The sequence below is a fragment of the Meishania litoralis genome, from assembly GCF_042611095.1.
Lineage (GTDB): Bacteria > Bacteroidota > Bacteroidia > Flavobacteriales > Flavobacteriaceae > Meishania > Meishania litoralis.
This window is the reverse complement of sequence record NZ_JBHFPV010000001.1, coordinates 1,543,053-1,568,707: the sequence shown is the minus strand read 5'-3', so window position 1 is coordinate 1,568,707 and position 25,655 is coordinate 1,543,053. Positions and strand designations below refer to the sequence as shown.

The 25,655-nt window shown below is 42.2% G+C and carries 21 protein-coding genes and 1 tRNA gene; 11 read left to right on the top strand and 11 right to left on the bottom strand.

What is annotated here, in order from left to right; translation table 11 throughout:
- Positions 1-8 precede the first annotated feature (8 nt).
- Complete coding sequence (locus ACEZ3G_RS06995) at positions 9-1,907, top strand: amidophosphoribosyltransferase (RefSeq protein WP_432424725.1); 1,899 nt, start codon at positions 9-11, stop codon at positions 1,905-1,907.
- 1,092 nt (positions 1,908-2,999) lie between these two features.
- Here ACEZ3G_RS06995 and ACEZ3G_RS06990 read toward each other — a convergent pair.
- Positions 3,000-3,608 (bottom strand): superoxide dismutase, encoded by a 609-nt coding sequence (locus tag ACEZ3G_RS06990; protein WP_432424724.1) that lies wholly within the window; start codon positions 3,606-3,608, stop codon positions 3,000-3,002.
- Positions 3,609-3,694: 86 nt separating this feature from the next.
- Here ACEZ3G_RS06990 and ACEZ3G_RS06985 point away from each other — a divergent pair, with 86 nt between their 5' ends.
- The 4 genes from ACEZ3G_RS06985 (at position 3,695) to ACEZ3G_RS06970 (ending at position 12,336) form a co-directional block, all read left to right on the top strand.
- Positions 3,695-6,841: a UvrD-helicase domain-containing protein gene (locus tag ACEZ3G_RS06985; protein ID WP_432424723.1), complete on the top strand. Its 3,147-nt coding sequence runs from the start codon at positions 3,695-3,697 to the stop codon at positions 6,839-6,841.
- 13 nt (positions 6,842-6,854) lie between these two features.
- Positions 6,855-8,048, top strand: coding sequence for a glycine C-acetyltransferase (gene kbl / locus ACEZ3G_RS06980; protein WP_432424722.1), 1,194 nt, complete (start codon positions 6,855-6,857; stop codon positions 8,046-8,048).
- A gap of 113 nt (positions 8,049-8,161) precedes the next feature.
- The gene (locus ACEZ3G_RS06975) at positions 8,162-9,502 is read left to right on the top strand and encodes an OmpA family protein (protein ID WP_432424721.1); all 1,341 of its coding nucleotides are present in this window, start codon (positions 8,162-8,164) and stop codon (positions 9,500-9,502) included.
- A 101-nt stretch (positions 9,503-9,603) separates the two neighbouring features.
- Entirely contained in the window at positions 9,604-12,336 is a 2,733-nt protein-coding gene (locus tag ACEZ3G_RS06970) for a PD-(D/E)XK nuclease family protein (protein ID WP_432424720.1), read from the top strand.
- A 1-nt stretch (position 12,337) separates the two neighbouring features.
- Here ACEZ3G_RS06970 and ACEZ3G_RS06965 read toward each other — a convergent pair whose 3' ends face one another.
- The 3 genes from ACEZ3G_RS06965 to ACEZ3G_RS06955 all read right to left on the bottom strand — a co-directional run bounded on the left by ACEZ3G_RS06965 (position 12,338) and on the right by ACEZ3G_RS06955 (position 14,096).
- On the bottom strand, positions 12,338-13,051 hold the full coding sequence (locus ACEZ3G_RS06965; protein WP_432424719.1) for an SDR family oxidoreductase: 714 nt from the start codon (positions 13,049-13,051) through the stop codon (positions 12,338-12,340).
- Positions 13,052-13,170: 119 nt separating this feature from the next.
- Positions 13,171-13,244: transfer RNA gene (locus ACEZ3G_RS06960), tRNA-Ala, on the bottom strand.
- A gap of 51 nt (positions 13,245-13,295) precedes the next feature.
- Positions 13,296-14,096, bottom strand: coding sequence for a universal stress protein (locus tag ACEZ3G_RS06955; RefSeq protein WP_432424718.1), 801 nt, complete (start codon positions 14,094-14,096; stop codon positions 13,296-13,298).
- A 54-nt stretch (positions 14,097-14,150) separates the two neighbouring features.
- Between ACEZ3G_RS06955 and ACEZ3G_RS06950 the strand changes: the two genes are divergently transcribed.
- The 5 genes from ACEZ3G_RS06950 to ACEZ3G_RS06930 all read left to right on the top strand — a co-directional run bounded on the left by ACEZ3G_RS06950 (position 14,151) and on the right by ACEZ3G_RS06930 (position 18,311).
- Positions 14,151-14,651, top strand: coding sequence for a GNAT family N-acetyltransferase (locus ACEZ3G_RS06950; protein ID WP_432424717.1), 501 nt, complete (start codon positions 14,151-14,153; stop codon positions 14,649-14,651).
- Positions 14,652-14,663: 12 nt separating this feature from the next.
- Entirely contained in the window at positions 14,664-16,025 is a 1,362-nt protein-coding gene (locus ACEZ3G_RS06945; RefSeq protein ID WP_432424716.1) for an MATE family efflux transporter, read from the top strand.
- A 66-nt stretch (positions 16,026-16,091) separates the two neighbouring features.
- Complete coding sequence (locus tag ACEZ3G_RS06940) at positions 16,092-16,859, top strand: enoyl-CoA hydratase/isomerase family protein (RefSeq protein ID WP_432424715.1); 768 nt, start codon at positions 16,092-16,094, stop codon at positions 16,857-16,859.
- A 202-nt stretch (positions 16,860-17,061) separates the two neighbouring features.
- A complete protein-coding gene (locus ACEZ3G_RS06935; RefSeq protein WP_432424714.1) occupies positions 17,062-17,511 on the top strand; it encodes a 6-pyruvoyl trahydropterin synthase family protein in 450 nt (149 codons plus the stop codon).
- Positions 17,512-17,549: 38 nt separating this feature from the next.
- Positions 17,550-18,311 (top strand): UDP-2,3-diacylglucosamine diphosphatase, encoded by a 762-nt coding sequence (locus ACEZ3G_RS06930; protein WP_432425157.1) that lies wholly within the window; start codon positions 17,550-17,552, stop codon positions 18,309-18,311.
- Here ACEZ3G_RS06930 and ACEZ3G_RS06925 read toward each other — a convergent pair.
- The 3 genes from ACEZ3G_RS06925 to ACEZ3G_RS06915 all read right to left on the bottom strand — a co-directional run bounded on the left by ACEZ3G_RS06925 (position 18,304) and on the right by ACEZ3G_RS06915 (position 21,873).
- Positions 18,304-19,563, bottom strand: coding sequence for an MFS transporter (locus tag ACEZ3G_RS06925; protein WP_432424713.1), 1,260 nt, complete (start codon positions 19,561-19,563; stop codon positions 18,304-18,306). The genes ACEZ3G_RS06930 and ACEZ3G_RS06925 overlap by 8 nt on opposite strands.
- Positions 19,564-19,628: 65 nt before the next feature.
- Positions 19,629-21,323, bottom strand: coding sequence for a single-stranded-DNA-specific exonuclease RecJ (gene recJ, locus ACEZ3G_RS06920; RefSeq protein WP_432424712.1), 1,695 nt, complete (start codon positions 21,321-21,323; stop codon positions 19,629-19,631).
- Positions 21,324-21,447: 124 nt separating this feature from the next.
- Positions 21,448-21,873: an OsmC family protein gene (locus tag ACEZ3G_RS06915; RefSeq protein ID WP_432424711.1), complete on the bottom strand. Its 426-nt coding sequence runs from the start codon at positions 21,871-21,873 to the stop codon at positions 21,448-21,450.
- A gap of 61 nt (positions 21,874-21,934) precedes the next feature.
- On the opposite strand from ACEZ3G_RS06915, the gene ACEZ3G_RS06910 reads away from it, so the two are divergent.
- Positions 21,935-22,537 (top strand): carboxymuconolactone decarboxylase family protein, encoded by a 603-nt coding sequence (locus ACEZ3G_RS06910; RefSeq protein WP_432424710.1) that lies wholly within the window; start codon positions 21,935-21,937, stop codon positions 22,535-22,537.
- 76 nt (positions 22,538-22,613) lie between these two features.
- Here ACEZ3G_RS06910 and ACEZ3G_RS06905 read toward each other — a convergent pair whose 3' ends face one another.
- From ACEZ3G_RS06905 to ACEZ3G_RS06890, 4 genes are all read right to left on the bottom strand, one after another.
- The gene (locus ACEZ3G_RS06905; protein WP_432424709.1) at positions 22,614-23,741 is read right to left on the bottom strand and encodes a DUF819 family protein; all 1,128 of its coding nucleotides are present in this window, start codon (positions 23,739-23,741) and stop codon (positions 22,614-22,616) included.
- A 37-nt stretch (positions 23,742-23,778) separates the two neighbouring features.
- On the bottom strand, positions 23,779-24,450 hold the full coding sequence (gene rsmI / locus ACEZ3G_RS06900) for a 16S rRNA (cytidine(1402)-2'-O)-methyltransferase (protein ID WP_432424708.1): 672 nt from the start codon (positions 24,448-24,450) through the stop codon (positions 23,779-23,781).
- 9 nt (positions 24,451-24,459) lie between these two features.
- A complete protein-coding gene (locus ACEZ3G_RS06895; protein ID WP_432424707.1) occupies positions 24,460-24,816 on the bottom strand; it encodes a DoxX family protein in 357 nt (118 codons plus the stop codon).
- Positions 24,817-24,903: 87 nt separating this feature from the next.
- Positions 24,904-25,596, bottom strand: coding sequence for a hypothetical protein (locus tag ACEZ3G_RS06890; RefSeq protein ID WP_432424706.1), 693 nt, complete (start codon positions 25,594-25,596; stop codon positions 24,904-24,906).
- Between the last annotated feature and the right edge of the window lie 59 nt (positions 25,597-25,655).

Genomic DNA, 25,655 nt, shown 5'->3' with positions numbered 1-25,655 from the left:
TTTATATAATGAGTGATGCCATTAAACATGAATGCGGAATATCGGTAATCCGTTTGTTGAAACCATTGGAGTACTACAAAAAAAAATACGGCACCGCGTTCTATGGGGTCAATAAAATGTATTTGATGATGGAAAAGCAGCACAACCGAGGCCAAGATGGTGCGGGCTTTGCAAGCATCAAATTGGATATGGCTCCCGGAGAACGTTTTATGAGCCGGGTTCGTTCGATAGAGCAACAGCCCATTCAGGATATTTTTGCCCAAATCAATGAGCGCATCAACACAACTTTGGCCGCAAATCCCGAATATGCGGAAAATGTTGCACTTCAAAAAAAGCATATTCCCTACATAGGCGAAGTATTGTTAGGCCATGTGCGTTATGGTACTTTTGGCAAGAACAATATGGAAAGCGTACACCCCTTTCTTCGCCAAAATAATTGGATGCACCGAAACCTTATCGTTGCCGGAAACTTCAATATGACCAATGTACACGAGCTTTTCGAAAATTTGGTACAGTTGGGGCAACACCCGAAAGACATGGTCGACACGGTAACGGTCATGGAAAAAATCGGCCACTTTCTAGATGATGCAGTGGCCAAGCTCTATAAAAAAATAAAAAAAGAGGGGTACACCAAACAAGAGGCGTCCCCTTTGATAGCCGAACGTCTTAAAGTTTCCAAAATTCTGAAAAGGGCGGTCAAGAATTTTGATGGTGGTTATGCCATGGCCGGACTGTTAGGCCATGGGGATGCCTTCGTCTTGAGAGATCCTTCTGGCATCAGGCCCGCTTATTATTATAAGGATGACGAAGTTGTAGTCGTGGCTTCGGAAAGACCAGCTATACAGACCGTATTCAATGTGAAGTACGAAGATGTCGAAGAGTTGGATCCAGGCCATGCCATTATCGTCAAAAAGAACGGTGACGTTTTCTTAGAGGAAATTTTGGAGCCCAAGGAGCGAAAAGCCTGTTCTTTTGAACGGATCTACTTTTCTAGGGGAAGTGACAAAGAAATCTATCAAGAACGAAAAATGCTAGGTCGCTTGATTTTTCCGCAAATATTGGAATCGATCGATCATGATATCAAGAATACCGTATTCTCCTATATTCCTAATACCGCTGAAACCTCGTTTTACGGCATGGTCAAAGAAGCCCAGAACTATTTGAACAAAAAAAAGGAGAAGCAGATTTTGGCCCTCGGAGCCAATATTACCAGCAAGGAACTTCATGAAATACTAGAAATTCGGCCCAGAATAGAAAAAGTCGCTATCAAAGATGCCAAATTAAGGACATTCATCACTCAAGACAGCAGTAGGGACGATTTGGTCGCCCATGTCTACGACATTTCATATGGTTCGGTAAAAGAAGGTGATAATCTTGTTATCATCGATGATAGTATTGTTCGGGGCACAACATTGAAGAAAAGCATATTGCGTATTCTAGATCGGCTCTCACCAAGAAAAATAGTCGTTGTATCTTCCGCGCCGCAAATCAGATATCCTGACTGTTACGGCATCGATATGGCCAAATTGGAAGATTTTATTGCCTTTAGGGCGGCCCTTGCCCTGCACCAAGAACGGTTGACCATGAATATCGTCGATGATATTTATGAAAAATGCCTTAGTCAGTTAAATACAAAAGACAAAGATGTAGTCAATTATGTCAAGGAGTTCTATGCTCCTTTCACACCTGAAGAAATATCGCAGAAAATCGGAGAGCTCTTAAGTCCGCATGATATCAAGGCAGAAGTTCAAATCATATATCAGACTATTGAAAACCTGCATCAGGCATGCCCTAAAAATCTGGGTGATTGGTACTTTACGGGAGACTACCCCACTCCCGGTGGAAATCGGGTAGTAAACAAGGCATTTATCAACTTTTTTGAAGGAAAAAACGAAAGGGCCTATTGATTCAAAAATCGATGAAATACACAGAAAACATGCATTTCATCGATAAATATCGCTTTTTATCGGCAATGTAGTCTGTTTGGCAATTGACCACCTATTTTAGAATCGCCATAGCATAAGTAGGTTAAGTTCATGGTAAGATTTGGGGCAAAAAAGGTGGAGACTTCTCCACCTTTTTTATTTCAAAACAATCCAAAAATTCATAGACCAATAAGAGAACATTTACCTTCGCCGACTCGTTCTTTTTTCAAAATAAGACCTTTTAACCGACTTATTTGAAATTCATCAAGAAATTTTCGACTGTCCAGATCAATGACTTACTTTTGGAAGACCATAGCATAAGTAGGTTAAGTTCATGGTAAGATTTGGGGAAAAGGCGGAGCAATGCTCCGCCTTTTATTTTGAATACCCTTTGCAGAACTGATGCAAGGCTTTCGTTAATAAACCGATTCAAATTTTAACCCTTAAACTAGGTTTCCGTTTACCTTACCCAAACCAAATACTCATCATATATCTACCGGTCTTGACATGGCTTGGTCTAATATGGAAATATTTAATGCCATTAAATAACAGGGGTCAGTACAACTTTATAGTACTTCTGAGAAGTAATATTCATATTCGCTGTAAATTGTATTCCTTTTCCTATTCATTTATAAGACAATTGTTCTTTTTAAACACTTTAACTAGGGATATGGATTTTCGTCTAAAACATTTTAATCCTGTACTACCAAGGTCTATTTTTGGAGGACCATAGCATAAGTAGGTTAAGTTCATGGTAAGATTTGGGGAAAAAAGGTGGAGCATTGCTCCGCCTTTTTTATTACCAGAAGCCAAGTAATTTACAGCGTTGTACCAATTTTTCCTTTTCTCTTACCCGTTTACCCATTCTCGGAAACCCTTAAAATTTCTTAAATTTTCTTTTTTATTTCCCGCAATACCAGTAATTTAGTCTTGCCATAGCATAAGTAGGTTAAGTTTATGGTAAGATTTGGGACGAAAAGGGTGGAGACTTCTCCGCCCTTTTCTATTCCATATATGCATAAAAAAACTCCCCAAAAAGGGGAGTTTTTTTATGCACATCGATCCATCGACACATTATTTATTCGCAGCGTAGAGGTCGGAAACCTTGTTCCAATCGATTACGTTGAAAAAAGCATTGATATAGTCAGGGCGGCGGTTCTGATAGTTCAAGTAATAAGCATGTTCCCATACATCCAGCCCCAAGATCGGATACCCGCCACAACCTGTATCGGGCATCAATGGGTTATCTTGGTTCGGTGTCGAACAGACTTCTACCTTACCTCCTTCATGTACGCATAGCCATGCCCAACCTGATCCGAATCTTGCGCCGGCAGCTCCACTGAATTTCTCCTTGAATGCGTCAAAAGACCCGAAAGCCCCATCAATCGCATCCGCCAACTCTCCAGTAGGTTTTCCGCCACCGTCAGGCGACATAATGTTCCAAAACAGGGAATGATTAAAAAACCCACCGCCATTGTTGCGAACCGCACCGTTCGACATATCAAGGTTTTCTAGAATATCTTCAATTGATTTCCTTTCCAAATCGGTGCCTTCGATAGCGCCATTCAGTTTTGTTGTATAGCCATTGTGATGTTTGGTATGATGTATTTCCATGGTCCTGGCATCAATATGGGGCTCCAGAGCATCATAGGCATAAGGTAATTTCGGTAGTTCAAAAGCCATTTTATAGTGTTTTTTAGATTAATACTTAAGAACTTCAAATTTACGGATTTTAACACAGATAACGCTCTAATTATTTGTTAAGAACCATGATAGATTGCGTAATTTGCAGGAAAAAGAACGTGCAAGAAGCACCTTTCAAAATTTATAGCGCATCCGCCGGATCTGGTAAGACCTACACCTTGGCCAAGGAGTATCTTAAAATCGTTCTGTCGACCGACAGGGGTTATCGTAAAATTTTGGCCATCACCTTTACCAACAAGGCCGTCAACGAAATGAAGCATCGGATCTTGAGCAGCTTATATAATTTTGGCCAGGCTACAATACCGAAGAGATCAAAGACAATGTTCGATGAAATTTGTGCCGATCTTGATTTAGAGCCTGCTCTTTTACAAAACAAATCAAGGCGCATATTAAAGGAAATACTCCATAACTATTCCTTTTTCGATATATCAACAATCGATAAATTCACGCACAGGCTTATACGCACGTTTGCACGCGATCTTCGACTTTCTCAAAACTTTGAGGTAATCCTCGACACCGATATGCTGCTTGACGAAGCTGTTTCAAGACTTTTGGACCGGGCCGGTGCGGATAAAAAACTGACAAAGGTTCTAATCGATTTTTCCCTCGAAAAAATAGATGACAACAAAAGTTGGGATATAGCCTATGACCTGAACCAAATAGGCAAACTTCTCTTCAACGAGAATCATGCAGCACATGTTAAAAAACTCGAGAACAAGACCATCGATGATTTTTTGGCCCTGAAAAAGCATATTCGAAATGGTATCGTTTCCTTGGAAGACGAATTGCTTTTCTATGCTACCAACGCCCTGGATCTAATCGACAAAAAAGGATTGGAATTTAGCGACTTCAGTTCCAGTTATTTTCCAAAATTCATGGTAAAGATTCAAGCTCGTGACTTCAAAATCGACTTTAATGCCGGTTGGAAAAGAAATTTTGATTCGAAACCACTTTATAACAAGTCATGCCCACAAGAAACAAAGACGGTTCTCGATACGCTTCATCCTGATTTCATCATAATATTCAACAACATTGAAAAGAGTTATAACTTACGTTCCTTTCTTATAAACGCCTATGGCAATATCGTTCCGCTAACGGTATTAAATGAGATTCAACATGAAGTCGGGCTTATTCTCAACGAGCGTAATCAACTATCAATATCAGAATTCAACACTATTGTCTCGAAAGAAATAAAAGACCAGCCCGCACCATTCATTTATGAGCGGTTGGGCGAAAAATATCGTCATTATTTCATCGACGAATTTCAGGATACATCGCTCATGCAATGGAAAAACCTAATTCCATTGGTCGGCAATGCGCTCGAAGGCCAAGGTAGCGACGGCAAGGTAGGCTCACTTTTCTTGGTCGGAGACGGTAAGCAGGCCATCTATCGATGGAGGGGTGGGCAGGTCGAGCAATTTCTTGATATGGTGAACAAAACTTCTAATCCGTTCGTATCGTCTCCACAAATTAAAAATCTTCCCAAGAATTACCGTAGCTGCCAAGAAATCGTGGAATTTAACAATGATTTCTTTTCGATTGCTTCCGGGTTTTTACAAAATACCGGCCATAGCAACCTCTTTTCGAACGGATCGAAACAAGTACCCGCTCATAAAACGGGAGGGGCGGTTCACATCGAATTTATCGTTCCCGATGAGACAAAAGCAAAAGACGAAACGTATTGCTCAACGGTTTTGAGTACCATTCAAGATGTGCTAAAAAAAGGTTACGTCGCAAATGATATTACGGTACTTGTTCGTGACAATAACCATGGAATGTTGTTGGCCGAGTTTTTGACCGACAATCAAATCAATGTTGTCTCATCAGAAACCTTGTTGATAGCAAGTAGCCCCAAAGTTCGATTTTTGATCGATATACTTCGCTATTGTGTCGACCCAACCGACCTGCAGACCGGCTATGGCCTCCTATCGTATCTCGCAAGGCACAAAGAAGACAAGCACGGCTTCATTCATCGTAACTTGAAATCAATACCTATTTTACTTAAAAACGAATATGATTTCGATTTTGGCAGAATGCGCCAAGAATCGGTATATGACGGTCTGGAGTATGCCATAAGTCGATTTGACCTAATAGAGAATTCTGATGCTTATATCACCCACTTAATGGATCTGGTTTTTGAGCAGGAACGAAAAGAAGGTGTCGAAGCATCGTCTTTTCTCTCCTTTTGGGAAAAGAAAAAGGATCAAGCCTGTATAAACACGCCAGAAAATACAGGTGCCGTTCAGATTATGTCAATACACAAAGCCAAAGGGCTCGAATTTGATATTGTTATCTACCCATTTGCAAATTCGCATATTTATAAAAGAACAAAGGATAAGAAATTGTGGGTCCCCGTGGATCCTGCCAACTATTGCGGCTTTGACGAGCTATTGGTCAACGAAAAGAAAGAGGTCATCGAATATGGAGAAAATTTTGAATCGCTATTCAAAGAGGAGCTGTATCAGATGGAGCTCGATGCCTTCAACGTTCTTTATGTAGCCCTTACAAGGGCGGTCAAGGCATTGTTCGTAATTACGGAAATGGATCTGACCAAGGACGGAGAACCCAAAGCGGAATATTATTCGGGACTGTTTGTTCGCTATTTAAAGGAAAAGGGGCTTTGGAACACGGATAAGACCTGCTATACGTTCGGAAGATTGGATGACAAAGGTGCTAAAGAGTTGCAAAAAATGTCAAAAAATGTCCCATATCAATATTCGTACAAAGAGCGGGAAGGTTTTCGTATTCTGGCAAAATCGAGAATGCTCTGGGATACGGAAATTCAAAATGCCAGAATACACGGCAACCTCATTCATAACATAATGGGTTTGATAGAAAGCCGGGGCGATGTCCCGTCGGCAATTAAGCGTTTAAGACAAGATGGTGATATTCCGGTCGATGAAATCGATGATATTACGATAAAAATCAATCAAATTTTAGACCATCCATTACTGTCAAGATTCTTTGATGAAGATTTGAAGGTACTTAACGAAACCGATATTCTGACCAAAGAAGGCCGCTTACTTAGACCCGATAGAATCGTAATCAAGGGAAAGAAAACCACCCTGATCGACTACAAGACAGGGAGAAAAAGTCCGAGGTATCGCGAGCAGCTTTATGATTATGCCGATACGCTTGAAGATATGGGATACGAAGTAGAAAATAAAATCATTGTCTATATTGACGAAACAATAAACCCTGAATTCATTTAGAACCATTAGAAATATGTACGGAAAAATCAAGGAACATTTAGAAAAAGAATTGTCGAACATCAAGAACGATGGACTTTACAAATCAGAACGAATCATCACTACGCCCCAAGATGCGGTGATCAAGATATCAACGGGTGAAGAAGTCATTAATTTCTGCGCCAACAATTATTTGGGATTATCCTCGCATCCTGAAGTCATACAGGCGGCAAAAGACACCATGGACACCCATGGTTTTGGCATGTCTTCAGTTCGGTTCATCTGCGGAACCCAAGACATCCACAAGCAATTGGAGCAGCAAATTGCAGCATTTTATGGAACTGAAGATACCATATTGTATGCCGCCGCCTTTGATGCCAATGGTGGTGTATTCGAACCTTTGTTTTCAGCAGAAGATGCCATAATTTCAGATTCGCTCAACCATGCCTCCATAATCGATGGTGTGCGTTTGTGTAAAGCCAAACGATACCGATATGCCAATAGCGATATGGCAGAGCTTGAAAAGCAATTGGTACAAGCGCAATCAGACAATGCACGTTTTAAGATCATTGTTACCGATGGTGTTTTTTCAATGGATGGTCTCGTGGCCCCACTTGATAAAATATGTGATTTGGCCGACAAATATGATGCCCTGGTCATGATAGATGAATGCCATGCTGCCGGATTTATCGGCGAAAAAGGTCGTGGTACTTTGGAGCAAAAGAATGTTATTGGCCGTATCGATATCATTACCGGCACCTTGGGCAAGGCCCTGGGCGGTGCTATGGGGGGCTATACTACCGGCAAAAAGGAAATCATTGAAATCTTGAGACAGCGATCTAGGCCCTATCTCTTTTCGAATTCACTGGCCCCAGCTATAGTGGGGGCATCGATCAAGGTCTTCGAAATGCTTGAAAACGATACCACACTTCGCGACAGACTTCAAAAAAACACCGAATACTTTAAAAAAGGTATGAAACAGGCCGGTTTCGATATAATAGATGGTGATTCGGCAATTGTTCCGGTAATGCTCTACGACGCCAAACTTTCGCAGAAAATGGCTGATGAGCTTTTGAAAAAAGGCATATATGTAATCGGATTTTTCTATCCGGTAGTACCAAAAGGTAAGGCCAGAATTCGGGTTCAGTTATCCGCTGCCCATAAAATCGAACATCTTGATAAGGCTATTCGGGCATTTATTGAAGTAGGAAAGGAGTTAAAAATCGTTTAAAAGTCCTATTTGTTCTATGAAATGCGTTAAAAAAAATAGAAAATTGTTTTTGTTAATAATATTTAACAACTTACATTTGCAGCTAATAAACACTTAAACTTAAAATATTGAACATGAAACATCTTAGCAAATTATTGGTTGTTGCCCTTCTCATACTAGGTGCCAATAACATTCAAGCGCAAGACGAGAATAACCCTTGGCAAGTTAGTTTTGGGGCCAATGCTATCGATACGTATCCTACCGGAGACGGGAGTTCTTTCGGTAATGAGTTCTTTAACGTAAATGATCACTGGAACATTCTTCCATCTATTTCTTACGTTGGAGTATCAAAATCAGTAGGTGGTGGTTTCGCGATCGGCGCTAGAGGTTCGTTGAACAAGATCAGCAAATTAGGTGATGTTAGCGTTGATGATCTTTCTCACTATGCATTAGATGGTACAATTAAATATAATTTTCTAAGTGAGGCCACAATCGATCCATTCGTTGAAGTAGGTGGTGGATATACTTGGGTTGATGAGATTGGAGCCGGTACAGTAAACGCAGGTGTTGGTATCAACTTCTGGTTTACCGAAAACCTTGGCCTTACACTTCAAACAAGCTATAAGCATGCTTTCGAAGATTACTTGGTAAAGCACTGGCAGCACATGGCCGGTCTCGCTGTTAAATTCGGTGGAACAGATAGCGATGGTGACGGAGTCTATGACAAGGATGACGCTTGCCCAGAGGTAGCTGGTCTTGAGGCATTCAACGGATGTCCTGATGCTGATGGTGACGGTATCGAAGACAGCAAAGATAGCTGTCCTAACGAGGCTGGTTCAAAAGAGATGAACGGTTGTCCTGATGCCGATGGAGATGGTGTTGCAGATAAGGATGATGCTTGTCCTAACGAAGCAGGTCTTGCCGCTTTGGGCGGATGTCCTGATGCCGATGGTGACGGTGTTGCCGATAAAGATGACGAGTGTCCAAACGAAGCAGGCCCTTCTGAAAATAAAGGATGCCCATGGCCAGACAAGGATGGTGACAGCGTATTGGATAAAGATGATGCTTGCCCAGATGTTGCCGGTACCGTTGCTAATCAAGGTTGTCCTGAAGTAACAGAAGAAGTTCAGAAACAATTGAACGATTACGCCAAAACAATCTTGTTCGATACAGGCAAGGCTACATTGAAGCCTGAATCAACTTCTGTATTTGTTGATATCATCAGAATCCTTGGAGAATATCCTAATGCCAAGTTTACCGTCGAAGGGCATACAGACAGCGTTGGTGGAGAGAAAACCAATCAGGCATTGTCTGAAAAGCGTGCCAATTCGGTTCGAGATTTCTTAATTGCAGAGGGTATTGCCGCTGATAGGTTGACTGCTATTGGATATGGTGAGTCTAAGCCAATTGCATCCAATAACACTAGATCAGGTAGAGCTCAAAACCGACGAACTGAAATCAACTTGCAAAAGTAAAATAGTTCTAAAGTTTTGAATAACATTTAAAGCTCCGCACATGCGGAGCTTTTTTTATGGCTTCGCTTGATGCTTCGCCTTCATAATATGTAAATTTGGCCATGCGAAGTTTTATAGACGAAGTTGTTGAAAAAGTACTCGAAAAGCATAACTCTATTGAAGGATTTGTTTTCGTACTTCCCAGTAAACGTGCAGGAACCTTCCTTAGAAATTCAATTGCCCAGAAAATAAATCGAACAATTTTCGCTCCCAAAATATACAGCATTGAGGAGTTAATCGAAAACATTTCAGGGCTTACCTACGCCTCAAATTCACTATTACTATTTGAATTATACCATGTCTATTTAAAAAATGTTAGTGGTGAAAAAGATAGTTTTTATGACTTTTCAAAGTGGGGACAAACGCTATTGCAAGATTTTAATGAGATTGATCGACACCTTGTCGATACGAAGGAAATATTTGGCAATTTAGCGGCCATTCAAGAAATAAACCATTGGTCGTTGCAGGCAGAAAAGACAAAAATGATGAAGGAATATCTTCATTTTTGGAAAAGCGCCGAAAAAGTATATCATGAATTTACCGCGAACCTAATCCAAAAGGGTATTGCCTATCAAGGGTTGGTCTATCGTCATGCCTGTGACCGTTTGAAAATCTACAAAGAAAAATTCACGGCACATCACATTTTCATTGGCTTTAATGCACTAAACAGGGCTGAAAGTCAAATCGTTCAAAGCATGTTAGGATCTCTAAGGGCCGAAATTTTTTGGGATATTGATAATTCTTTCCTAGATGATCCCATTCATGCCGCAGGTTATTTTATTCGTAAATATCGAAAAACTTGGCCCTACTTCGAAAACAACGAACTTCAAGGTTTAAGTAACCATTTTGGTGAACCAAAAAAAATTCAAATTATTGGTGTCCCCAAGAGTATCTCACAAGCAAAATACCTAGGCCATCTCGTCAAAGATATCGGAAGAAAACATCCCGATACACTTCTGAACACAGCACTGGTTCTCGGTGATGAATCTCTTCTGAACCCCATTTTGAACGCTATCCCCAAAGAGATAGAAGAGGTGAATATTACAATGGGCTATCCTTTACAGGGAACAATTATAGCCGCAATGTTCAACAAATTTTTTGATTTGTACCTTAAACCCCATCCAAACGGTTGGCACCATAAAGATGTCACATCATTCCTGAACCATCCGTTCATAGGTATTTTACTAAAAGGCACTTCACAAAAAATCCTCAATGAAATAAGGACAAAAAACATTACGTTTTTGACCTTGGAAAAGCTGAGGGCAATCTCTAAAAATGACCCTGGTATTACTCTTATTTTTAGTGATGGTTTGGTCACTGCAGAGGTTTTTTTGAGAAAATGTCTAGACCTGATTCAGGCATTGCGCTTCAAAATTGAAGGTCAAACAGATACTTTGGCATTAGAATATCTTTATCGTTTTCACACCTTGTTCAATGAACTTTTGAACTTGATATATGCTTACGGGTTCGTCAATGACATGAAATCGCTGCACAGTCTCTTTAAAGAACTATTATCCTCCGAAACTTTGGATTTTCAAGGTGACCCGTTAAAAGGTCTGCAGATTATGGGAATGCTCGAAAGCAGAAATCTTGATTTTGAAACTGTAATCCTAACCTCGGTGAACGAGGGAATACTTCCTTCTGGAAAGTCGAACAACTCTTTTATCCCTTTCGATTTGAAAACCTATTTCGGAATGCCCACCTACAAGGAAAAGGATGCAATCTACACTTATCACTTTTATAGGCTGTTACAGAGAGCCAAAAACATATATATTCTCTACAATACTGAACCTGACACGCTGGAGGGTGGCGAAAAAAGCAGATTGATTACCCAGTTACTAACCGATGGCCAAAATGCAGATGATATTGAATTGACCATAGCATCTCCAGAAACTACCGTGATAACCAAAGAACCAGAAATCATTACTAAAGGCCCAGATTTATTGCATTTGATCAGAGATCATACTGCAAGGGGTTTCTCTCCCTCGTCCTTAAGTAACTATATCCGAAATCCGATTGATTTTTACAAACAAAGTCTTTTGGGTATAGAAGATAGGTTAGAAGTTGAGGAAACAGTGGCGAACAATACTTTTGGCACAATAGTTCACGACACTCTGGAAAATCTTTATGAACCGCTGCTAGGAAAATATCTGACCCCGAAGGATCTGACCGCCTTAAAGCCAAATATAGAAAAACTGGTCGCCCATCATTTCACAAAGAGCTACGGTAACGAAGACATCACCCAAGGGAAAAACCTGATTGCCTATCATGTAATCGTCAAGTATTTGCAAAAATTCATCGCCCTCGAAATCGAAGAAGCCCAAAAACATAAAATCAAAATATTGGGATTGGAGAAAAAAATGAAGATCGAGGTTAAACTTCCGAAAATCGATTTTCCTATTTATTTGAAAGGGAAGATCGACCGTATTGATGAAAAAGACGGCATTCTTCGTATAATAGACTACAAAACCGGCAAGGTAGAACCGAAAAACGTCACCATTTCAAATTGGGACGATATTCGCCTGAACTATGATTATAGCAAGGCCTTTCAACTCCTATGTTACGCATTGATGTATCAAGAAATGCAACGAACACCTGAACTGGAAGCCGGAATCATTACCTTCAAGAACCTGAATGGCGGCCTACAGAAATTCACCCTGAAAGAAATGAATGGGGCCAATGGCAAAAATCAATTGGTGGATCAAGAAGTTTTGAGGCTATTTAAAGACCAATTGGAGCAATTGATTCTTGAAATCTGTGACATCGACACCCCTTTTATCGAAAAAGAGGTATAATTTATTTCTTATCAGGACGTGTAGGACGCACCTCGATTTTACTAGGCAATGTTCTGGGGTGCATTTTCAATAAATCGAGCACCAGATCTCCGATATCCTCTGGCTGTATTTTCCAGGCATCCTTTTCAGAAGGTTCATTATCATTAAAATAAGTGGCGACGGAACCAGGCATTATCGTTGACACCTTGATGTCATATTTGCGAAGGTCCAACATTGCCGCTTGGGTAAAACCGACAACACCGAATTTGGTCGCATTGTACCCCGCACCCGAGGCAAAAAAATTGGTGCCTGCCAAACTGGCCAAGGTGATATAATAACCTTTCGATTCTTTGAGGGCCTCCACCGAGGCTTTTAAAGTATTATATACCCCCGTAAGATTGGTGTCGATCATTTGATGCCAATGGGCATCCGACATTTGGTCGATCGGGGCAAAATGTCCAACCCCGGCATTGGCCAAGACCACATCGAGTTGACCCCATTTATCGATAATCTGATTTACTGCGGTTTTTTCATCATCTATATTGGCTACGTCAGACTTCAATGCGAGTACGGTATTCGCGTCACCAAGATAATCGGCGGCACGCGCTACCGTTTTCAACGTACGCCCACTAATCGCCACCTTCATTCCGGACGCTATAAGTTTTTGTGCCACCCCAAATCCGATTCCCTTTGAGCCTCCGGTAATGTACGCTACTTTTTGTCTTAAATCTTGCATCAGTTCTTTTTTACAAATTAGCATTCCATTGCCATATCAGGCTATTACTTTCGTTATTGTTTTCTTAAAAACAAAAAATCTCAACGAATTGTTAAACAATATGTTGAGATTTTATAATGTGGAGAATACCGGAGTCGAACCGGTGACCTCTTGCATGCCATGCAAGCGCTCTAGCCAGCTGAGCTAATCCCCCGACTTTGAGAGGTTCAAAGGAAATACTTTTTAAGAAAGTATCAAAATGAAATCAATCTTTCTTGACACTTAGCACCAATACCGGAACCTTGGAGGCAAACTCGGATTTGGGTATCGTGTTCTTTTCCCAAAGAGTCTTAAAGAACCCTCTCTTTCTTCTGAAAACACATAACAAATCAGGATGCTGCGTTTGAAAATGTTCCAAAACACCCAAATATGTGGTAGGAGCCTCGGTCACGGTCATTTGCGAACTAATGTCCATCAAGGCCGTATTGACCTTTAAATCATCTTTTGTGTAACCCGGTGTCTTCACTAATAACAAATTGACCTTGGCACCAAACTTCTGCTTGATGGCCACAAGAGGGTCAAGAATACGTTTCTTTTTAAGGACCCCCGATTTGAATGCGGTCAGAATTGTTTTCAAGGGCATTAACGAAGTACCTCTTGGAACGATCAAAGTAGGTATATCGGTTCTTTTAATGATCTTGCCCGAAGTAGCGCCCAAATAAAGTTCTTCAGTGATATCGTTGCTACGGGCAGCTATAATGATTAGGTCGATGCCCAATTCACGATCGATTTCTTTTAGTCCATCGATCAGATCGCCGTTGTAGGTAGCCACTTTAATATGTGTGCCTTTGGTATCGACCTTATCGATTATTTCTTTAATGCGCTCCTTACTGCTTACCGTAATGGCCTCTTCGGTGGTCTTCAAGCTTCGCCCCGCCCCGACCGATGCCGAAAACACTTCCATCACGTATACCTGCGCTGAAAACTCCGCGGCGAAATCCAGTGCATATTGCAAGGTGTTATGACTATCTGGAGAGGTACCTATGGGTACTAATATATTTTTCATATCAGAGAAATTATATTATATACTCTAAATTTACAATTAAATTGAAACGGATTCATGATTCGACGTGCAAAGATATCGGAAATTACCGACATTCTTACCATTACAAAGGCTTGTGCCGAACATATGGCCCAAAATGGAATTCTACAATGGAACGAACACTACCCCACTCGAACCGCATTTGAAAACGATTTAAACCGAGATGAACTTTTCGTGATAGGCATCAACGGAAAAATAATTGGCACAATCGTGATTTCTACCTTTATGGATGCCGAATACGAACCGATTCAATGGCTGACACCTAACGAAAACAATATCTACATCCATAGATTGGCGGTACATCCTAGCAAACAAGGAAAAGGCTATGCAAAAAAATTAATGGATTTTGCCGAGCGACATGCCCGAGAAAGGGGTTATGTCTCCATACGGCTCGATACTTTCAGTCAGAACGAGCACAATCAAAGATTCTATGAGCGCCGGGGCTATCGCAAATTGGCCGATATCTATTTTCCCAAGCAAAGCAAGCATCCGTTTCATTGCTACGAACTTGTACTATAATCAGTCCGTTTTTTGACAACCGCGATCAACTTTAAGACCATCAACAAACTAGCCGTTCCGGCGACCATTGCTGGTATTGCAGAACCGTTATTGTCGATTACCGATACGGCAATCGTAGGCAATATTCCTGTTGACGGTATGGAGTCACTTGCAGCGGCGGGTATTGTAGGCTCTTTTTTATCAATGCTGATCTGGATCTTGGGTCAGACCCGTAGTGCCATCTCGGCGATTATCTCGCAATATTTTGGGGCCGGTCGATTGAAAGAAGTAAAATCACTTCCAGCCCAGGCAATTTTCTTGAATATCGGCCTTAGCATCGTTGTTCTGTCGTCCACGATTTTTATCGTGAAGGAAATCTTCGAATTGATGGGTGCCTCAGGTAAAATATTGGATTATTGTATCGCCTATTACAACATTAGGGTCTGGGGGTTTCCGTTGACACTTTTTGTGTTTGCCGTAATGGGAATTTTTCGCGGGTTGCAAAATACATATTGGCCAATGGCAATAGCCATTGTCGGGGCCGTTCTTAATGTGATTCTTGACTTTGTTCTGGTCTATGGAGTCAATGGAATAATAGACCCCATGTACCTTGAAGGTGCTGCCTGGGCCAGTTTGATTTCACAGGCAATCATGGCGGTCATGGCCGTTATATTGCTTATGTCCAAAACCGATATCAGTTTAAGGCTGCGTTTTCCGGTCCATTCAGAATTGGGTAGGTTGGCAGTCATGAGCCTTAACCTGTTTGTTCGCGCCTTGGCCTTGAATACGGCACTGATCCTGGCGGTTCGAGAAGCCACTTTATTAGGTGAAAAATATATAGGTGCCCATACCATTGCGATCAACCTATGGCTGTTCGCAGCATTCTTTATCGATGGCTATGGCGCTGCCGGCAACATCATGGGCGGACGGCTTTTGGGGGCAAGAGATTACGATGGCCTGTGGAAATTGGCCAAAAAAATTATCGGGTATGGCCTTATGATCAGTTTGGTGTTGGTCATTTTCAGTTTTGTTTCCTATAGACCGATAGGCAGGCTATTTTCAAACGAAACTATTGTTCTTGAAACATTCTATTCCGTATTTTTTATTGTTGTTATAGGATTGCCCATGAATGCGGTCGCCTTTGTTTTTGATGGATTGTTCAAAGGTCTTGGGGAAATGAAATATTTGAGAAACGTTTTATTGTCTGCTACCTTTTTAGGCTTTGTGCCTATACTTTTTTTGGGAAAATATATGGGATGGGGGCTCTACGGCATCTGGATAGCTCTTTCTTTTTGGATGGCCATTCGCGGCGGGGCCCTTGTATGGAAGTTCAGAAGAAAGTTTCGGCCATTATTGGCCTCCCCTAATCCCTCCCAAGAAGAGGAACACCAATAAAATGTTACTTTTACAACCTAATTGAAAATCTTTGACCAGAAATCAAATAAACAATAATTTGTCGCTATGAACACCAATCGCACTAACGGAAGTCTATATACCAAGATCGTGAACAAGGTAGCCACGGTCGAATTCGGCCATCCGGCGAGCAATTCGTTCGTAACCGAGCTTTTGGACAGGCTTACCGATGAATTAAAAAAGCTCTCGAACGATGATGCCGTTTCGGTCATCGTTCTAAGGTCGGAAGGCGATCGGGCTTTCTGTGCCGGTGCTTCTTTCGATGAATTAATGGCTGTTTCCAATTTAGAGGAAGGCAAACTTTTCTTTAGTGGCTTCGCCAATGTAATCAATGCCATGCGAGCATGTACAAAACCGATCATCGGAAGGGTTCAAGGGAAAGCGGTCGGCGGAGGAGTAGGTCTGGTTTCGGCCTGCGATTATGCTTTTGCCTCGGTTGAAGCGGCCATTAGACTTTCAGAGCTTAAAATCGGTATTGCCCCGTTGGTCATTGCACCGGCGGTTGAGCGAAAAATAGGTAAAAGCGGCCTCTCTGAACTGGCACTGTCGCCTACCGATTGGAAAAATGCCTACTGGGCCAAGGAAAAAGGACTCTATTCGCAAGTTTTTGATAAAATCCAGGATTTGGACAAAGAACTGGATTTTTTCACCCAAAAACTGGCCACCTATAATCCGAAAGCACTGATAACATTGAAAAAAATCCTATGGGAAGGAACCGAACATTGGGACGTGCTGTTATATGAAAGGGCGGCTATGACCGGTGAGTTGGTACTTTCGGAATTTACCAAGAATGCACTCTCACAGTTTAAAAAATAATAATTTTAATAGGGGGGCGTTTGGTGTTTAAATCTATTTCTTATGAAAGTTCTTGATTTTTTGAACGGAGACCTGATCTTTCCAATTCTAGCCTTTGTGGTCATCTTGATTTATTTTGTCAATCGCGTACGGACCAGAAGAAAGTTTAGACGTTAACCAGTAGTTTAGAATTCCTACCTTTGCCCCTAGATTAAAAGAATCAATGGGTAAGATCCGTATCACAAAACAGTTTACGTTTGAAACCGGCCACGCGTTATATGGCTATGATGGTAAATGTAGAAATGTACATGGCCACAGTTATAAGCTTTCCGTGACGGTCATTGGAAATCCGATTACGGATATTTCGCACGTCAAGCTGGGTATGGTCATCGACTTTGGCGACCTGAAGAAAATTGTAAAGGAAGAAGTCGTCGATCCATTTGACCATGCTACGGTCTTCAATAAAAATACGCCCCATGTCGAGCTGGCAAAAGAATTGATGGATCGCGGGCACAAAGTGATCATGGCCGACTATCAACCTACCAGTGAGAATATGGTCATCGATTTCGCGGAAAAAATAAAATCGAGGCTGCCCGAAAACATACAATTGCATTCATTGAAGCTTAGGGAAACCGAAACGGCTTTTGCCGAGTGGCATGCCACAGATAACTAAAACGCGGTTTTCGCTATCTTTACATCTACATGAAGACCATCGATATTCCTGAAGGAAAGAAAGTCTATTTCGCCAGCGACAATCACTTGGGTGCCCCGACCATGGAAGCGAGCAGGCCGCGCGAAAAAAAATTCGTTGCCTGGTTGGACGAAATTAAGCATGACGCCGCCGCCATTTTTTTGCTCGGTGATCTTTTTGATTTTTGGATGGAATATAAAACCGTTGTACCCAAGGGTTTTACAAGAACCTTGGGAAAACTGGCCGAAATATCCGATTCTGGTATTCCGATATACTATTTTGTAGGCAACCACGACCTTTGGATGAACGGCTATTTCGAAGAAGAACTCAACATTCCCGTTTTTCACCATCCACAACAATTCACGTTCATCGATACTTCTTTCTTTATCGGTCACGGCGATGGCTTGGGGCCCGGTGACAAAGGATACAAGCGCATGAAAAAAGTATTTACGAATCCGTTGGCAAAATGGCTATACCGCTGGCTACACCCCGATTGGGGCGTTCGACTGGCACAGTATTTCTCTGTCAAAAACAAGATGATCTCGGGTGATGAGGATGTCAAATTCCTTGGGGAGGAAAATGAATGGCTCGTACAATATGCGAAGCGCAAATTGGAAACCGAGCATTATGATTATTTCGTCTTTGGCCATCGCCACTTGCCGCTGGAAATCGATTTGAACGAAAAATCGAAATATATCAACCTCGGCGATTGGATATCTTATTATACTTATGCGGTTTTCGATGGAAAAAGTCTGCATTTAAAAAAATACATGGTCAATTGACCGCTTCATGTTCTTCTACATCTTTTTGCAGATCAAGTTTTCTAAAAGCAGGTGAAATGAAAGCGGTGAGACTAACGGTCAACAACGTCATACATCCGCCAAAGACCACAGCGGTAACGGTTCCCATCAATTTTGCCGTGGCCCCGCTTTCAAAAGCGCCCAGCTCATTGCTCGATCCGACGAACATTGAATTTACCGAGGCCACCCTACCTCTCATATGATCAGGGGTCTTCAATTGAAGAATGGTTTGCCGAATGACCATTGAAATTCCATCCAGGGCGCCACTTAAGAAAAGTGCCGCCACCGATAACCAGAACCAGGTAGACAAGCCAAAAACGATGATACAGATACCAAAGCCGAAAACGGCCAACAATAACTTTTTGCCCGCTCGCCTGTGCAAGGGAAATCTTGTCGACCCAAGCATCATCAACAAGGCACCGATCGCCGGAGCGGCCCTTAAAACCCCGAAACCTTCGGCCCCTACGTGCAGAATATCTTGGGCGTAGATGGGCAACAGGGCCACCGCCCCACCAAAAAGCACGGCGATCATATCAAGGGTCAAGGCCCCGAAAATAGCCTTGGTACCGAAAACAAAACGCAAACCTTCTTTTAGGCTCTGAACCATTGGTTCCCCGATTTTGGGGTTCAAAATGGGTTTGCGTGAAATCTGCAGCAACCCGATAAGTGCCATGATAGAGAATGCGAAAATCAGGCACATCGACCAATGTACCCCGATCCACCCGATTGAAAATCCCGCCAAAGCCGGACCCAAAACTGAAGCCAGTTGCCATGTGGTACTACTCCATGTTGCCGCATTTGGATAAATCTTTTTGGGCACGATAAGCGCAATCAACGAGAAAATCGTGGGGCCAAGAAAAGCCCTGACAATACCCCCGCAAAAAACGAGAAAATAAATACCGTAGAGAATGGTGTTTGAAGAAGTGTGTTCAATAAATGAAGGCACACTTAGCACAAAAAGCCCGAGGCTGACTGCCGAAAATCCGATAAGGCATTTGACCAAAAGGTTCCGCTTTTCCTTTTGGTCCACAAAATGACCCGCGAACAATGCCGTCGAAACAGCAGGAATTACCTCCATCAAACCTATGATTCCCAATGACAAAGGGTCTTTGGTCAAAGAATACACCTGCCATTCGATTACGATGAATTGCATCGACCATGCAAAGACCATCGCAAACCTGACCCCTAAAAAAATATTGAATTCTTTATACCGTAAAGCCGCATAGGGATCCATTCGAAAAACGCTTTGGCTGATTTGTTGACAAAGTTATAACTACTTGCAATTGGTATCGATAGTTTTCACGCCTCCCTTAAATCCCTCAACTTAAGCTGTATGCTCACTTGGCCCTGCCACTCGTTCTCATCCAATGAAAAAACCGCGTTGAAAGCCTTACCGTTTTTAACCATTGAAAGCTTATCGCCTAGATTGAACCCAATGCATCCGATAGGGCGGCTTTCATTTTGGGTGACTGAAAGTTTGAGATGCTTTTCATTTTCGCCTACTCCCTTGGCATAACCCATGTCATTGAGGTTTTCTGCCATAAAAATAGGGGTCATATTTCCCGGCCCATAAGGTGCGAACTGTTTTAGTATCCGCATTAACTTAGGGGTGATTTCCTTTAGGTCGATCTTTGCATCAACACTAATTTCAGGAGTCAATAGATTCGGGTCTATGGTCTCGGAAACCACTTTTTCAAATTGCTCTTTGAAGTTCTCGTATTGCTCTTCCAAAAGCGTGAGACCCGCTGCATATTTATGGCCTCCGAACTGTTCGATACAATCGGCACAACCCTGCAGGGCATTATAGACATCAAAACCCTTTACCGATCGCGCCGACGCGGCTAGTTTATCACCACTTTTGGTAAATACCAAGGTCGGCCTGTAATAGGTCTCCGTCAATCGGGAAGCGACGATACCGATAACACCCTTGTGCCAAGTATCTTTGTAGACAACAGAGGTAAAACCCTTTTCTTCATTGTTGGCCTCGATCTGCGAAAGCGCTTCTTGAGTGATTTCTTGATCTAGTTCCCGTCGATCGTAATTGAACTTTTCGATTTCACCCGCGAACGTGGTCGCGCGCTCTAAATTGCTCTCGATCAAAAGGTCTACGGCATGTTGCCCATGTTTCATTCGTCCAGCGGCATTGATACGAGGGGCTATAATAAATACCACGTCGGTAATGGTCAATTCGGTTTTCTTGACTTGGTCGATTATAGCCTTAAACCCGATTCTCGGATTTGAATTGATAACTTTTAATCCGTGATAGGCAAGTACACGATTTTCACCTGTTATAGGAACAATATCGGCACCAATGGCGGTAGCTACCAAATCAAGGTAAGGAATCAAATCATCAATGGTTTCGCCATTTTCTTGGGCCAACGCCTGTATCAGTTTGAAACCGATACCACAGCCACAAAGTTCATCGTAGGGATACATGCAATCATCGCGTTTGGGGTCAAGGACGGCCACGGCATCGGGGATCCGATTTCCTGGCCGGTGATGGTCACAGATGATAAAATCAATATGCTTTTCCTTGGCATACGCCACTTGGTCGATGGCCTTTACCCCACAATCCAACGCAATGATCAACGAGAAACCATTGTCATCTGCAAAATCGATGCCTTTTATAGAAATTCCGTAACCTTCATCATAGCGGTCGGGAATGTAGGTAGCGACATTCGGGTAATACCGCACCAAATACGATGAGACCAAGGCCACGGCAGTAGTTCCGTCTACATCATAGTCACCATAGACCAAAATGTTCTCATGGTTTTCAATTGCCTTCATTATTCGCGAGACGGCAATATCCATATCCCTCATCAAAAAAGGATCGTGCAAATCTGTAAGTACCGGTCTAAAGAATTTCTTTGCTTCCGCATAATTGGAAATACCCCGCTGCAAAAGTAGTTGCGCGACCAAACCATCGACCTTCAACTCGTTGGCCAAAGTATCGATTTGATCCTGTACAGGTTTTGGTTTTATAGTCCAGCGCATGGATTAAAATACAAATTCAAAAGTCAAACGCAAGTTCAAAATCTTATCAGGGTTAGCTTCTTGACCCTTGTTATAGATGGAAAAGCAATAGTTTTGATTAGTTGCCCTACCTCTTCGTTTCGCTTTATTTATGAAAGACGGTCTTGATATCCAACTCGGCAAACTGTCTGAACATTTCCATCACGCCGCAATACTTTTCAACGGAAAGGTCGACCGCCCGTTGTAATTTTTTTTCATCCAGATTACTTCCTTGAAAATGATACTCAATGGTAACCGAATCGTAGTACTTCGGATGCTCGTCGGTCAAATTGGCAATGGTCTCTATACGAAATTCATCAACGTTCAACTTCATTTTCTTGATCAACGAAGCCACGTCAAGGCCAGAACAGCCCGCCAAACTAGATAGCATCAATGCCTTTGGACGATACCCCTTGCCTTCACCCCCATCATCCGGCCCGGCGTCGATGGTCAAGTTCAACCCTGATGGATTATTGCTTTCGAAGGCCATATTCCCTAACCATTTGGTCGTGATATGATTTGTTGCTCCCATAAATTTTCGTTTCTTGTGTGCTCACAAAAGTAAGATAAAAACTACTCAAATAAATTTAAGTATGCCCTTAGTAGACCCGTTAAATCCAAGTCATAGTCCAGAGACTGCAGAACTGGCCAAATTCTTCAATGAAACTTTAGGTTTCTGCCCCAATTCGGTATTGACGATGCAACATCGCCCGGCAATCTCAAAAGCTTTTATCAACCTTAACAAAGCCGTTATGGCTAACGAAGGTCGTGTTACCTCTGCTTTAAAAAGAATGATTGCCTGGGTCAGTAGCAACGCTACGGGGTGCCGCTATTGCCAGGCCCATGCCATTCGGGCCGCAGAAAGGTACGGTGCTGAACAAGAACAACTTGACAATATATGGGAATATCGAACGCACCCCGCTTTTTCAGAAGCCGAACGTGCGGCCTTGGACTTTTCATTGGCAGCTTCTCAAGTACCCAATGCCGTGGATGCTAAGATCAAAAAACGTCTTTACCAATATTGGAACGAAGGTGAAATCGTTGAAATGTTGGGCGTAATCTCCTTGTTCGGATACTTGAACCGATGGAACGATTCAATGGGCACCTCAATTGAAGATGGTGCCGTTGAAAGTGGTGAACATTATTTGGGCAAATACGGTTGGGAAAAGGGGAAACATGATGGGAGTAGCTATTAAACTTTAGATTCTAGACCGCTTCGCTATTAAGTATTAGAAAAACATTGCCGGTCAAAGGGTTTCACTTAATGACCTATCAAACCAAAAAGTGCTGCAGTAAATAAATAGTCAACATACCCCAAAAGGTTCCGGTAGCCATGCTCAAAATGGCAAGTACGATGGCATGGGGCATCCACTTTTTTTCATAGGCGGCGGTTACGGCAGGTGCGGTTGCTATACCTCCGACATTGGCCATACTTGCAATCGGCACCCACGCCATATTAACGTTCAATAACTTGGCTATGATCATCATGAAAATAAAATGCCCCAACAACCAAACAATCAAAAATCCTAAAAATGAAATGTCGAAACCTAAGGTGGCAAACTGCAGTTTAAGGCCCAAAACGGCCATTACCACAATAATCAAAATAGCCCCTGCCTTTAGGGCGAAACTGAAATTCCACTGACGCACGAAGTTGCTCAATAACAACCCGACCACTGAAAGCACTACGACTTTAACAATAAAAGAGCCGATTATCAGATTACCTAGAAAAACGCACCCCAATAGTACTAGGGCACATAATAATGGTGCCATCTTGCTTCCGGAATCCGTACGCATTTCTTCGGGCATCGCGACATCTGAAATGTTAAACCTACTATTTAAAAAACCACTTTTTTTGATGGTCTGAAACATTAGAATTGTCCAGATATTGACCAAAATATTGTCCATTACCAAAACCGACAAAAAGATATTCTCGGGGCATTCGACCAATTCTTTCAATACCAATTGACTGGTACTTCCTCCTATCCAGCTTCCCACGATAGGCGGAATGCCCTTCCAATATCCTTCGTCGATCAACGTCTTCGAGATCAGTTCCGTATCCAACAAGCCAATTCCCAAAAGAACGGGAAACATAGCGATAAACATAGACCCCGCAACAAACAAGGCAATGGGTTTCCATCCGATCGCTTTTAGTTGCGACAAAGACAAACTGCTCATCACGGCTATGATCGCCAAAGGAATAAAATAGTCCTTGCTGTAATCATGGATTTCAGATTGGGAATAGTCAACGTTCAAGAGGTAAGAGATAATCGCCGGAATGATATAGGCCAGCAAAATGGCCGGTATCCAATCAAAAAGGGATTTAATGTGCCGATTTTCCCATCGGTCCAAGAAATAAACGGCGAATACGGTAAAAATGGAAATCAGCCATGGTGTAAGCATAGCACCAATTTAAGCGATCTAAGAATATCGAGAACAATTATTTCTTGCCAGCTACAACGATAACTATCTCTCCTTTGGGAGGTTTATCGGTATAATATTTCAAAACCTCGGAAACGGTCCCCCTTATGGTTTCTTCGTACATCTTGGTCAATTCACGCGAAACGGAAATTTGTCTGTCCGCTCCGAAATATTCGACAAAATTCGCGAGTGTTTTGAGCAGTTTATGGGGTGATTCGTAAAAAACGATGGTGCGGGTTTCATCGGCCAATGATTTTAAACGTGTCTGCCGCCCTTTCTTGATGGGAAGAAATCCCTCAAAAACGAACTTGTCACTTGGCAACCCGCTATTGACCAAAGCCGGAACAAAAGCCGTAGCACCCGGAAGACAATCAACTTCGATATCATTTTCGACACAGGCACGGACCATCAGAAAACCAGGGTCCGAAATTGCAGGGGTACCTGCATCTGAAACGAGCGCGATGGTTTCACCTTGTTTGATTCGGTTTACCAGTCCATCGACCGTTTTGTGCTCATTGTGCATGTGATGAGACTGCATCGGGGTTTTGATCTGGAAGTGCTGTAAGAGCTTACCGGTAGTGCGGGTATCTTCGGCCAAGATAATATCTACTTCCTTTAAAATGCGCATGGCCCTAAGTGTGACGTCTTCTAAATTGCCGATCGGCGTCGGCACCAAATACAATTTCCCCATTCGAAAGATTTAAGGCCTGACCGTTTTTCCCAAAAAATAAGAGACCATTATGGCAATCATCGCAATTATAGGTACTACGTGTCCGCCATCTTCGGCAATCAAATGCGCGGTAAGCGCCAAGGCGACATCAAAGAAGAATCCCGCATAGGCCCATTCTTTCAGCCAGCGCGAAAAATTGCCCAATATGGCGACCAAGCCGAGTATTTTGGCAGTGGCCAAGGGATATACCAAATATCCCGGATAGCTCAATGCTTCGAAATAACCTTGCACGGCCTCATAGTTCAGAAAATACATTTGAATGGAATATAACATAATCGCGGTCAAAATTACCGTAGCGACCCAATAAACCACCTTTCTAACGCTCATGTTCCAGAAAATCTTAATTTGATTAAAGATAGAAAAATAAAAGGCCCCGCTCGAAAGCGGGGCCATAATAATCTTGTTACTGAATGGTCAAGAAAACCTACGTTCGATCAATGCCATTAGGCGGGCTTCATACTCTTCCTTGCCCTGCCAATGGTTGTATTCTGGTTTGACCATGTTATTGATAAAAGATATCGAGCGCTCTTCAGATTCAATAGTGTTCAATTGTGCCAAGACCCGGTTGTATTCTTCGGTGTCTCCATCAAAAAGATGTTTAACAAAAGCGAGGCGATTGTTCAAATCGACCTTAATCTGCTTGGCGCTAAGTTTGTCGTTCAACGACCGTACCTTGACCTCTTTATTGGGACTGTTTTTAGTATCGGGACTAAAAATGTCTTTGTCATTCTTAAAATAGTCAGGCTTGCCCAAAAACTCTTGCAAGACCTCATCGACCTTTTCTTTTTCGTTTGACATTTCAGGCAACATATCCTTAATGGTATCGATTCCTGGAACCATGATATCTTCATCATGTGGATTGCTTTCAGGAACCGAGGAATTAGCACTCAATACGGCATTGGCCATTTTCTCGAACTTCGCCGCAATAACATTTTTGGAGACATCTATTTCTATATCGTGAAGTTTCTCTTCAATGAACTTCAGTACGGCCAACTTTTCATAAAGTTCTTTGGCCGCACCATATAAATCAGAAATTTCATTCATGTCTCGAGAAGTTATGATGTCGGTCGACAACTTTCGCAACTCCTCTTTCAACTTTTTCTTCATGACTTTTATTTTATGTCAATGCAAAAGGTGTGCCTTTTTCCTTAATTTTAGTCGCACGT